Source organism: Oceanibacterium hippocampi (assembly GCF_900172325.1).
Classification (GTDB): domain Bacteria; phylum Pseudomonadota; class Alphaproteobacteria; order Sneathiellales; family Sneathiellaceae; genus Oceanibacterium; species Oceanibacterium hippocampi.
The window spans coordinates 16,513-28,352 of sequence record NZ_FWFR01000002.1; the positions used below are offsets into that span (position 1 = coordinate 16,513).

At 65.4% G+C, this 11,840-nt stretch carries 11 protein-coding genes; all 11 read left to right on the top strand.

Features of this window, described 5'->3' with window-relative positions; all coding sequences use genetic code 11:
* Positions 1-18 precede the first annotated feature (18 nt).
* The 11 genes from OCH7691_RS11105 to OCH7691_RS11155 all read left to right on the top strand — a co-directional run bounded on the left by OCH7691_RS11105 (position 19) and on the right by OCH7691_RS11155 (position 11,835).
* The gene (locus OCH7691_RS11105; RefSeq protein ID WP_085883625.1) at positions 19-627 is read left to right on the top strand and encodes an NADH-quinone oxidoreductase subunit C; all 609 of its coding nucleotides are present in this window, start codon (positions 19-21) and stop codon (positions 625-627) included.
* Entirely contained in the window at positions 627-1,805 is a 1,179-nt protein-coding gene (locus OCH7691_RS11110; RefSeq protein ID WP_085883626.1) for an NADH-quinone oxidoreductase subunit D, read from the top strand. The genes OCH7691_RS11105 and OCH7691_RS11110 overlap by 1 nt, the downstream gene beginning before the upstream one ends.
* Positions 1,802-2,404 (top strand): NADH-quinone oxidoreductase subunit NuoE, encoded by a 603-nt coding sequence (nuoE, locus tag OCH7691_RS11115; protein WP_085883627.1) that lies wholly within the window; start codon positions 1,802-1,804, stop codon positions 2,402-2,404. Before OCH7691_RS11110 ends, nuoE begins: the two co-directional genes overlap by 4 nt.
* Positions 2,404-3,684: an NADH-quinone oxidoreductase subunit NuoF gene (gene nuoF / locus OCH7691_RS11120; protein ID WP_085883628.1), complete on the top strand. Its 1,281-nt coding sequence runs from the start codon at positions 2,404-2,406 to the stop codon at positions 3,682-3,684. The genes nuoE and nuoF overlap by 1 nt, the downstream gene beginning before the upstream one ends.
* A gap of 22 nt (positions 3,685-3,706) precedes the next feature.
* On the top strand, positions 3,707-5,767 hold the full coding sequence (gene nuoG / locus OCH7691_RS11125; RefSeq protein WP_085883629.1) for an NADH-quinone oxidoreductase subunit NuoG: 2,061 nt from the start codon (positions 3,707-3,709) through the stop codon (positions 5,765-5,767).
* Positions 5,760-6,770 carry an NADH-quinone oxidoreductase subunit NuoH gene (gene nuoH / locus OCH7691_RS11130; protein ID WP_085883630.1) on the top strand — a complete coding sequence of 337 codons (1,011 nt, stop codon included), beginning with the start codon at positions 5,760-5,762 and terminating at the stop codon, positions 6,768-6,770. The genes nuoG and nuoH overlap by 8 nt, the downstream gene beginning before the upstream one ends.
* A gap of 103 nt (positions 6,771-6,873) precedes the next feature.
* Positions 6,874-7,362, top strand: a complete 489-nt coding sequence (gene nuoI, locus OCH7691_RS11135) for an NADH-quinone oxidoreductase subunit NuoI (RefSeq protein ID WP_085883631.1) — start codon at positions 6,874-6,876, stop codon at positions 7,360-7,362.
* A gap of 86 nt (positions 7,363-7,448) precedes the next feature.
* Positions 7,449-8,057, top strand: coding sequence for an NADH-quinone oxidoreductase subunit J (locus OCH7691_RS11140; protein ID WP_085883632.1), 609 nt, complete (start codon positions 7,449-7,451; stop codon positions 8,055-8,057).
* A 15-nt stretch (positions 8,058-8,072) separates the two neighbouring features.
* Complete coding sequence (gene nuoK / locus OCH7691_RS11145) at positions 8,073-8,381, top strand: NADH-quinone oxidoreductase subunit NuoK (protein ID WP_085883633.1); 309 nt, start codon at positions 8,073-8,075, stop codon at positions 8,379-8,381.
* Positions 8,382-8,389: 8 nt separating this feature from the next.
* On the top strand, positions 8,390-10,318 hold the full coding sequence (nuoL, locus tag OCH7691_RS11150; RefSeq protein WP_085883634.1) for an NADH-quinone oxidoreductase subunit L: 1,929 nt from the start codon (positions 8,390-8,392) through the stop codon (positions 10,316-10,318).
* 5 nt (positions 10,319-10,323) lie between these two features.
* The gene (locus OCH7691_RS11155) at positions 10,324-11,835 is read left to right on the top strand and encodes an NADH-quinone oxidoreductase subunit M (protein ID WP_085883635.1); all 1,512 of its coding nucleotides are present in this window, start codon (positions 10,324-10,326) and stop codon (positions 11,833-11,835) included.
* The last annotated feature ends 5 nt before the right edge of the window (positions 11,836-11,840 follow it).

An 11,840-nucleotide genomic window follows, 5' to 3' on the forward strand; every position in this document is an offset into this window, starting at 1 on the left:
GAGCGATCAGGCAAACCGATGAGCGAAGCCCTGCAGGAACTTGGCGAATACGTCGCCGCCGCCTTGCCGCAAGACGTGAGCGAGACCCGTGTCGCCTTCGGCGAACTGGCGCTGGTCGTGCCGCGCGACGCGATCGTCCGGGTCCTGACCTTCCTGCGCGACGATTCGAACTGCAAGTTCACCATGCTGGTCGACCTCTGCGGCGTCGACTATCCGGATGAGCGCGAGCGATTCGAGGTCGTCTACAATCTGCTGAGCGTGCATCACAACCAGCGGATCCGGGTCAAGTGCCGGACCGACGAGGCGTCGCCGGTGCCGAGCGTGATCGGCGTCCATTCCGCCGCCGACTGGTTCGAGCGCGAGGCCTGGGACCTTTACGGGATCCTCTTCTCCGGCCATCCGGACCTGCGCCGGCTGCTCACCGACTACGGCTTCGAAGGCCACCCGATGCGCAAGGACTTCCCGCTCACCGGTTATGTCGAGGTCCGCTACGACGACGAACAGAAGCGCGTCGTCTACGAGCCCGTGAAGCTGACCCAGGAATTCCGCCGCTTCGACTTCATGAGCCCGTGGGAGGGACCGGACTACGTCCTGCCCGGCGACGAGAAGGCGGAGGAGAAGGTCTGATGGCCGAGGTCCAGATCAAGAACTACACGATGAACTTCGGCCCGCAGCATCCGGCCGCGCACGGCGTGCTGCGCCTCGTGATGGAACTCGACGGCGAGGTCGTGGAACGCTGCGACCCGCATATCGGCCTGCTCCACCGGGGCACCGAGAAGCTGATCGAATACAAGACCTACCTCCAGGCGATGCCGTATTTCGATCGCCTCGACTATGTCTCGATGCTTTGCCAGGAACATGCCTTCGTGCTCGCGGCCGAGAAGCTGCTGGAACTCGAGGTGCCGATCCGGGCCAAGTACCTCCGGGTGCTGTTCAGCGAGATCACCCGCATCCTCAATCACATCCTGAACGTCACCGCGCAGGCGATGGACGTGGGCGCGACGACGCCGATGCTCTGGGGCTTCGAGGAGCGCGAGCGCCTCATGGCCTTCTACGAGCGCGTCTCCGGCGCCCGAATGCATGCGGCCTGGTTCCGCATCGGCGGTGTCCACCAGGACATGCCGGCCGGCATGGACGCCGATATCCTGAAATTCTGCGACGACTTCCCGCAGATCATCGACGATATCGAGGTCCTGCTGACCGAGAACCGGATCTTCCGCCAGCGCAACGTCGATATCGGCGTGGTCACCGAGGCCGAGGCGCTCGATCGCGGCTTCACCGGGCCGATGCTGCGCTCGGCCGGGGTCGCCTGGGACATCCGCAAGGCCGAACCCTACGAGGTCTACGACCGGATGGACTTCGACATCCCGGTCGGCAAGAACGGCGACTGCTTCGATCGCTACCTGATCCGCCTCGAGGAAATGCGCCAGTCGCTCCGGATCATGCGGCAGTGCCTCGAGCAGATGCCGACCGGACCGGTGATGGCCGACGCGCCGCGCATCGTGCCGCCGCGCCGGGCCGACATGAAGCATTCGATGGAAGCGCTGATCAACCACTTCAAGCTCTATACCGAGGGCTGCCACGTGCCGGCGGGCGAGACCTACACGGCGGTCGAGGCACCGAAGGGCGAGTTCGGCGTGTTCCTGGTCTCCGACGGCGGCAACAAGCCCTATCGCTGCAAGATCCGGGCGCCCGGCTTCGCCCATCTGCAGGCCCTCGATTTCATGTGCAAGGGCCATTTGCTGGCCGATGCGGCGGCCGTGCTCGGCAGCCAGGATATCGTCTTCGGCGAGGTCGACCGATGAGTGCAACGACTGAGGCGGCCGCGCCGTTCGCCTTCACGGCGGAGAACCTGGCGCTCGCCAAGAAGCATATCGCGAAATACCCGGAAGGCCGGCAGGCCAGCGCGGTGCTGCCGCTGCTCGATCTCGCGCAGCGCCAGAACGACAATTACCTGAGCCAGGAGGCGATTCGGCATGTCGCCTCGATGCTCGACATGCCGTTCATCCGCGTCTGGGAAGTCGCGACCTTCTACACGATGTTCAACCTCGTGCCGGTCGGGAAGCACTTCCTGCAACTCTGCCGGACCACGCCCTGCTGGCTGCGCGGCTCGGACGCGCTCGAGAAGGTGATTCGCGACAAGCTCGGCATCCGTTCCGGCGAGACCACCGCCGATGGCCAGTTCAGCCTGCTCGAGGTCGAATGCCTCGGCGGTTGCGTGAACGCGCCGGTCGTGCAGATCAACGACGATTATTACGAGGACCTGACGCCGGAGAGCTTCGAGGCGGTCCTCGATGCGCTGGCGCGCGGCGAGAAGCCGCCGCACGGTCCGCAGGTCAAACGGCTGAATTCGGCGCCCGAGGGCGACCGCACGACGCTTCTGGAAGAGGCGGGGGAAGGGTGATGCTGAAGGACTCGGACCGGATCTTCACCAATCTCTACGGCCAGCATGACTGGCGCCTCGCCGGCGCGAAGAAGCGCGGCATCTGGGACAATACCAAGGCGCTGCTCGACATCGGCCAGGACGAGCTGATCGGCATGGTCAAGGAAAGCGGCCTGCGCGGGCGCGGCGGGGCAGGCTTCCCGACCGGCCTCAAATGGTCATTCATGCCGAAGAAGTCGGACGGCCGGCCGAACTACCTCATCGTCAATGCCGACGAATCCGAGCCCGGCACCTGCAAGGACCGCGAGATCCTGCGCTTCGATCCGCATCGCCTGCTCGAGGGCTGCCTGATCGCCGGTTTCGCGATGCGCGCGATCGCCTGCTACATCTATATCCGCGGCGAGTTCGTCAACGAGGCGCACCATCTCCAGGCGGCGATCGACGAGGCCTACGAGGCCGGCCTGATCGGAAAGAATGCCTGCGGCAGCGGCTACGACTTCGACATCTACCTGCATCGCGGCGCCGGCGCCTACATCTGCGGCGAGGAAACGGCGCTGATCGAGAGCCTCGAGGGCAACAAGGGCCAGCCGCGCCTGAAGCCGCCGTTCCCGGCCAATGTCGGGGTCTGGGGCTGCCCGTCCACGGTGAACAATGTGGAGAGCATCGCGGTCGTTCCGGAAATCCTGCGGCGCGGCCCGAGCTGGTTCGCCGGGATCGGCCGGCCGAACAATGTCGGCACCAAGATCTTCTGCATTTCCGGGCATGTGAACCGGCCGTGCAACGTCGAGGAAGAGATGGGCATCCCGCTGAAGGAGCTCATCGAGAAGCATGCCGGCGGCGTGCGCGGCGGCTGGGACAACCTGCTTGCGGTCATTCCCGGCGGCTCCTCGGTGCCCTGCCTGCCGAAGTCGATCTGCGACAACGTGCTGATGGATTTCGACAGCCTCAAGGAGGTCAAGAGTGGCCTCGGCACTGCCGCCGTGATCGTCATGGACAAGTCGACCGACATCATCCAGGCGATCGCTCGGCTGGCGCATTTCTACAAGCACGAGAGCTGCGGCCAGTGCACGCCGTGCCGTGAAGGCACCGGCTGGATGTGGCGGGTGCTCGAACGGATGGCCAAGGGTCAGGCGGAGAAGTCGGAGATCGACCTCCTGCTCGATGTCAGCTATCAGGTCGAGGGCCATACCATCTGCGCGCTCGGCGACGCGGCCGCCTGGCCCGTTCAGGGCCTCATTCGCCATTTCCGGCATGTCATCGAAGCCCGCATCGACGACGCCAAGTCGGCCGCGGCCGCCTGAGCCCCGGGGTCGGAGGAAAGCAATGCCCAAACTGACCGTAGACGGCGTCGAGGTCGAGGTCGAAGCCGGTTCGACCGTCCTGCAGGCCTGCGAGGCCGCCGGGCGGGAGATTCCACGCTTCTGTTACCACGAGCGGCTGTCGATCGCCGGCAATTGCCGGATGTGCCTGGTCGAGATGGAGAAGTCGCCGAAGCCCATCGCTTCCTGCGCGATGCCGGCCGGCGATGGCATGGTCATCCATACCAACACGCCGACGGTCAAGAAGGCGCGGGAAGGGGTGATGGAGTTCCTGCTCATCAACCACCCGCTGGACTGCCCGATCTGCGACCAGGGTGGCGAGTGCGACCTGCAGGACCAGGCGCTGGCCTACGGCCGCGGGCGCAGCCGCTACGACGAGAACAAGCGCGCGGTGCGCGAGAAGAACATGGGCCCACTGATCAAGACGATCATGACCCGCTGCATCCATTGCACCCGCTGCATCCGCTTCGCCACCGAGATCGCCGGCGTCCAGGAGATCGGCGCGATCAATCGCGGCGAGAACATGGAGATCACCACCTATCTCGAGCAGGCGGTGACGTCGGAACTGTCCGGCAATGTCGTCGATCTCTGCCCGGTCGGCGCGCTGACCTCGAAGCCCTATGCCTTCGCCGCGCGCCCGTGGGAGCTTCGCAAGACCGAAAGCATCGACGTGCAGGACGCGGTCGGCAGCAATATCCGCGTCGACGCCCGGGGCCGCGAGGTGATGCGCGTGCTGCCCCGCCTGAACGAGGCGATCAACGAGGAATGGATCAACGACAAGACGCGGCACGCGGTCGACGGGCTGCAGCGCCAGCGTCTCGACCAGCCCTATGTGCGCCGCGACGGGAAACTGCAGCCGGCGAGCTGGTCTGACGCCTTCGCGGCGATCGCCGCGCGGCTGAAGGGCCTAGACGGGACGCGGATTGCCGCCATCGCCGGCGACCTCGCCTGCGCCGAGAGCCAGCTTGCCCTGAAAGACCTGATGGATGGGCTCGGCTCGCCCAACATCGACTGCCGCCAGGACGGGGCGAAGATCGACGCCTCCTGCCGGGCCGGCTATGTCTTCAACTCGACCATCGCCGGGATCGAGGCGGCGGACGCGATCCTGATCGTCGGCAGCAACCCGCGCTGGGAGGCGGCGCTGGTCAATGCCCGGATCCGCAAGCGCTGGCTGGCCGGCGAGGTCGCCATCGGCGTGATCGGCGAGGCCCGCGACCTGACCTTCGACTACGAGCATCTGGGCACCGACGCCGCGACGCTCGGCAAGATCGCCGACGGCAGCCACGCCTTCGCCAAGCGCCTCAAGGACGCGGAACGGCCGATGCTGATCCTCGGCCAGGGCGCGATCTCCGGCGACAACGGCGCCGCCGTGCTGGCCGCCGCCCGGGCGATCGCCGAGGCGACCGGCATGGTCGGCGAGGAGTGGAACGGCTTCAACATGCTGCACAACGCCGCCGGGCGCGTAGCCGGCCTCGATCTCGGCCTGGTGCCGGGCGAGGGTGGGCGCGACGTCCAGGGCATCCTGGCCGGGGCGGCCGCGGGCGAGATCGACGCCGTCTACCTGCTCGGCGCCGACGAGATCGACATGCAGAAGCTCGGCAGTGCCTTCGTGATCTACCAGGGCACCCATGGCGACGCCGGGGCGCACCGGGCCGACGTGATCCTGCCCGGCGCCGCCTATACCGAGAAGAACGCGACCTGGGTCAATACCGAGGGCCGGCCGCAGCTCGGCCGCCGGGCGGTCTTCCCGCCGGGCGAGGCGCGCGAGGACTGGACCATCATCCGGGCGCTTTCCGACCAGCTCCAGGCCGGTCTCGCCTACCGCGATCTCCGGGAGGTCCGCATCCGCATGGCCGAGATCGCGCCGACCTTCGCGGCGACCGACATGGTGGCGGAAAACCCCTGGGGCGAGTTCGGCACCGCCGGCGAACTTGGCGACGCGGCCTTGGTCAGCCCGATCGAGGATTTCTACCTGACCAATCCGATCGCCCGGGCAAGCCGCATCATGGCGGAATGCAGCGCACTCAATCTGGCCAACGAGAAGGCGACGGGCACCCATGGCTGAATTCTGGGACGGCTATCTGCTGCCGCTGGTCATCATCGTCGCGCAAATCCTTGCGCTGGTCGTCGTCCTGCTCGTCGCGGTCGCCTATCTGACCCTGTTCGAGCGCAAGGTCATGGCGGCGATGCAGCTCCGGCGCGGGCCGAACGTGGTCGGCCTGTTCGGCCTGCTGCAGCCGCTTGCCGACGGCGCCAAGCTGTTCTTCAAGGAGACGGTGATCCCGACCGGGGCCAACCGGGCGGTGTTCCTGTTCGCGCCGATGCTGACCTTCATCCTGTCGCTGATCGCCTGGGCGGTGATCCCGGTCGGCGAGGGCATGGTGATCTCCAACATCAACGTCGGCATCCTCTACCTGTTCGCGATCTCCTCGCTCGGCGTCTACGGCATCATCATGTCCGGCTGGGCGTCCAACTCGCGCTATCCGTTCCTGGGCGCGCTGCGTTCGGCCGCGCAGATGGTCTCCTACGAGGTCTCGATCGGCTTCGTGATCGTCACCGTGCTGCTCTGCGTCGGCTCGCTGAACCTGACCGACATCGTCATGGCGCAGAAGAACGTCTGGTTCTTCATCCCGCTGTTCCCGATGTTCGTCATCTTCTTCATCTCGGCGCTGGCCGAGACCAACCGGCACCCCTTCGACCTGCCGGAGGCCGAGGCCGAACTGGTGGCCGGCTACCAGACCGAATATTCCTCGATGCCGTTCGCGCTCTTCTTCCTCGGCGAATATGCCAACATGATCCTGATGACCGGGGTCTGCACGGTGCTGTTCCTCGGTGGCTGGCTGCCGCCGTTCGACATCGCGCCGTTCAACTGGATCCCCGGGCCGCTCTGGTTCATCGCCAAGGTGACGCTGCTGCTGTTCGTCTTCGTCTGGGTCCGGGCGACCTTCCCGCGCTACCGCTACGACCAGCTCATGCGGCTCGGCTGGAAAGTCTTCCTGCCGTTCTCGCTGTTCTGGGTGGCACTGACCGCCGGCGTCCTGGTCGCCTTCGACTGGGTGCCGAAATGAGCGCCGCGACGCGATCCAGCGTACTTGCCTTTGGCAGGTCAAAAGTTATGGTGGCGCCGGCACGGCCGGCGCCGCGCCTTCTGAAACACGGGAGATAGGGGCGATGGGATTTCTCGACCGCAATGCCCGCACGCTGCTCCTGAGCGAGCTTGTCGCCGGCATGGCGCTCACCTTCCGCTACATGTTCAAGCAGAAGGTGACGGTCAACTACCCCTACGAGAAGGGGCCGCTGAGCCCGCGCTTCCGCGGCGAGCACGTGCTGCGGCGCTACCCGAACGGCGAGGAGCGCTGCATTGCCTGCAAGCTCTGCGAGGCGGTCTGCCCGGCGCTCGCCATCACCATCGAGGCGGAACCGCGCGATGACGGCTCGCGGCGCACGACGCGCTACGACATCGACATGACCAAGTGCATCTATTGCGGCTTCTGCCAGGAAGCCTGCCCGGTCGATGCGATCGTCGAGGGGCCGAACTTCGAGTTCGCGACCGAGACCCGCGAGGAACTGTTCTACGACAAGGCCAAGCTGCTGGCGAACGGTGACCGCTGGGAAGACGAGATCGCCGCGAATCTCGCCGCCGACGCGCCGTACCGCTGACCGATGACGCCCGACCGCACCCTGACAACGAGCCGACGGACCCGCAAGACCATGCCGAATCAAGCCCAGCCGGAGGGCATCAGGACATGACCGTGGCGGCACTCGCCTTCTATCTGTTCGCCTTCGTCACCATCGCCTCGGGCTTCATGGTGATCGCGGCGCGAAACCCCGTGCATTCGGTGCTGTTCCTCATCCTCGCCTTCTTCAACGCGGCGGGCCTGTTCGTGCTGCTCGGCGCGGAGTTCCTGGCGATGATCCTGGTCATCGTCTATGTCGGCGCGGTCGCGGTGCTGTTCCTGTTCGTGGTCATGATGCTCGACATCAACTTCGTCGAGCTCCGGCAGGGGTTCCTGCAGTATCTGCCGATCGGCGGCGCCATCGGCATCATCCTGCTGATCGAGCTGCTGCTGGTGCTGGCCGGCTGGGTGATCGAGCCTGCGACGATCGCCGCGGCGCGCGCGCCGACGGTGGCCGGCCTCTCCAATACCGAGGCGCTCGGCAACATCATCTACACGGATTATGTCTACCTCTTCCAGGCGGCCGGAATGGTCCTGCTGGTGGCGATGATCGGGGCGATCGTCCTGACCCACCGCCAGCGCGAAGGCGTCCGCAAGCAGCGCATCTCCGAGCAGGTCAACCGACCGATCGAGGACGCGGTGGCGATCCGCAAGGTGGAACCGGGGCAGGGCGCTTAGGACAGGCTGGACGACATGGAAATCGGACTCGAACACTACCTGACGGTCGCCGCGATACTGTTCACGCTCGGCATCTTCGGGATCTTCCTGAACCGCAAGAACGTCATCATCATCCTGATGTCGGTCGAGCTGATGCTGCTCGCGGTCAATATCAACCTGGTCGCCTTCTCGGCTTATCTGGACGACCTGATCGGCCAGGTCTTCGCGATGTTCGTCCTAACCGTCGCCGCCGCCGAGGCGGCCATCGGCCTCGCCATCCTTGTGGTCTTCTTCCGTAATCGCGGCTCGATCGCGGTCGAAGACATCGACCTGATGAAGGGCTGAGCGCGGCCATGTACGTTCTGATCGTCTTCCTGCCGCTCGCAGCGGCGCTCATCGCCGGCTTCTTCGGCCGCCAGCTCGGGGACCGGGGCGCGCAGGTCGTCACCTCGGGCGCCGTACTGACCAGCGCCCTCCTGTCCTGGGTGGCGCTCTTCCAGGTCGCCTTCGGCCATGCGCCGGTCACCATCACGCTGTTCGACTGGGTCGTGTCCGGCGATTTCGCCGCCTCCTGGGCGATCCGCGTCGATGCGCTGACCGCGGTCATGCTGGTCGTCGTGAACACCGTGTCGTCGCTCGTGCATGTCTACTCGATCGGCTACATGTCGCACGACAAGGCCAAGGGTCGCTTCATGGCCTACCTGTCGTTGTTCACCTTCGCGATGCTGATGCTGGTGACCGCCGACAACCTCCTGCAGCTCTATTTCGGCTGGGAAGGGGTCGGGCTCGCGTCCTACCTGCTGATCGGCTTCTGGTATCACAAGGCCTCGGCCAACGCCGCCGCGATCAAGGCCTTCGTTGTCAACCGGGTCGGCGACTTCGGCTTCGCGCTCGGCGTGGTCGGGATCTTCTATATCTTCGGCTCGATCGAGTTCGACCAGATCTTCGCCGCCGCGCCGGAGCAGGTCGGCAAGTCGTTCGTCTTCATGGGCATGGAAGTGGACGTGCTGACGACGCTCTGCCTGCTGCTCTTCCTGGGCGCGATGGGCAAGTCGGCGCAGCTGTTCCTGCACACCTGGCTGCCCGACGCGATGGAGGGCCCGACCCCGGTCTCGGCCCTGATCCACGCCGCGACGATGGTCACGGCCGGCGTCTTCATGGTTGCCCGGCTGTCGCCGCTGTTCGAATACGCGCCCGACGCGCTGACCGTGGTGACCGTGGTCGGCGGCTCGACCGCCTTCTTCGCGGCGACCGTCGGTCTCGTGCAGAACGACATCAAGCGGGTCATCGCATATTCGACCTGCAGCCAGCTCGGCTACATGTTCTTCGCCGCCGGCGTCTCGGCCTATCCGGTGGCGATCTTTCACCTGTTCACCCATGCCTTCTTCAAGGCGCTGCTGTTCCTCTGCGCCGGCTCGGTGATCCACGCCGTGTCGGACGAGCAGGACATGCGGCGCATGGGCGGCCTGTGGAAGCATATCAAGGCGACCTACGTGCTGATGTGGATCGGCTCGCTGGCTCTCGCCGGGATCTGGCCGTTCGCCGGCTACTTCTCGAAGGACATGGTCCTCGAGGCGGCCTATGCGGCGGGCACCACTGTCGGCAGCTATGCCTTCTGGCTCGGCATCGCGGCCGCGATCATGACCGCCTTCTATTCCTGGCGCCTGCTGTTCATGACCTTCCATGGCGCGCCGCGGGCCTCGAAAGAGGTCATGGACCATGTCCACGAATCGCCGAAGGTGATGCTGATCCCGCTATACGTGCTGGCGCTCGGCTCGATCTGCGCCGGCTTCATCTTCGCGCCCTACATGGTCGGCCATCATTACCAGGAGTTCTGGGGCAACTCGATCCTCGTCCTGGAGGAGCATGTCGCCATGGCCGAGGCGCACGATGTCGCCGCCTGGGTCAAGTTCCTGCCGCTGGTCGCCGGGGTCGTCGGCATCCTTATCGCCTTCCAGCTCTATATCCGGCGCCCGGAAATGCCGGCGGAGCTGGCCCGCACGCACCAGGCGCTCTACCAGTTCCTGCTCAACAAGTGGTATTTCGACGAGCTCTACGACTGGATCTTCGTCCGCCCGGCAACCTGGCTCGGACGGGTGCTGTGGAAGGGCGGTGACGGCCGCATCATCGACGGTCTCGGGCCGGACGGGATCGCGATGACCGTCGTTCGCGTCGCCGCCCGGGCCAAGCAGATCCAGACCGGCTACATCTATCACTATGCGTTCGCGATCCTGATCGGCATCGCGGCCTTCGTGACCCTGTTCTTCTACGGCGTGGACTGAGCCCGATGATCGACTGGCCCCTGCTATCCATCGTCACGTTCCTGCCGGCCGTCGGCGCGCTGTTCATCCTGCTGGTCCGGGGCAGCGAAGAAGTGGTCGCGCGCAATGCCCGCAACGTCGCGCTGTGGACGACGCTGATCACCTTCGCGCTGTCGCTGCTGATCTGGATCGACTTCGACAATTCGGTCGCGGGCTTCCAGTTCGTCGAGAAGAGCGACTGGCTGGCCGCCGGGATCACCTATCACATGGGGGTCGACGGCATCTCGATGCTGTTCGTGATCCTCACGACCTTCCTGATGCCGCTCTGCATCCTGGCGAGCTGGGAATCGATCCAGACCCGGGTCAAGGAATACATGATCGCGTTCCTGGTCATGGAAACGCTCATGATCGGCGTGTTCTGCGCCCTCGACCTGATGGTCTTCTACCTGTTCTTCGAGGCCGGCCTGATCCCGATGTTCCTGATCATCGGCATCTGGGGCGGCGTGCGGCGGGTCTACGCCTCGTTCAAGTTCTTCCTCTACACGCTGCTGGGCTCGGTGCTGATGCTGATCGCGATGATCGCGATGTATGTCGACGCCGGGACCACCGATATCGCGGTCCTGCTGACCCATGACTTCCCGGCCGGCATGCAGCCCTGGCTGTGGTTCGCCTTCTTCGCCTCCTTCGCGGTCAAGATGCCGATGTGGCCGGTCCACACCTGGCTGCCCGACGCCCACGTGGAGGCGCCGACGGCCGGTTCGGTGATCCTGGCGGCGGTGCTCCTCAAGATGGGCGGCTACGGCTTCCTGCGCTTCTCGCTTCCGATGTTCCCGCTCGGCAGCGAGATGTTCGCGCCGCTGGTCTTCGCGCTCAGCGTGATCGCCATCGTCTATGCCTCGCTGGTCGCCTTCGTCCAGGAGGACATGAAGAAACTGATCGCCTACGCGTCGGTCGCCCACATGGGCTTCGTGACGATGGGCATCTTCACCGTTACCACGCAGGGCCTGCAGGGCGGCATCTACCAGATGCTGAGCCACGGGATCATTTCCGGCGCGCTCTTCCTCTGCGTCGGCGTGGTCTACGACCGGATGCATACCCGGCTCATCGCGCGCTACGGTGGGCTGGCGACACGGATGCCGAAATACGCCTTCATCTTCATGCTGTTCACGATGGCGAATGTCGGCCTGCCCGGCACCTCGGGCTTCGTCGGCGAGATCCTGGCGCTGGCCGGCATCTTCCAGGTCAACACCTGGGTCGCGGTGATCGCCGCGATCGGCATCATCCTGAGCGCGGTCTACGCGCTCTGGCTCTATCGCCAGATCATCTTCGGGCAGCTTACCCGGGACGATCTCAAGTCGATCCTCGACGTCAACCGGCGCGAGATGCTGATCTTCACGCCGCTGATCATCATGTGCATCGTGATGGGCGTCTGGCCGGACCCGTTCCTCCGGGTCATGGACGCCTCCGTCGCCAATCTGATCGAGCATCACCAGCTCGCCCTCGACGCCGCCAACGCGGTGTCGGTCGCCACCCGCTAGAAGGC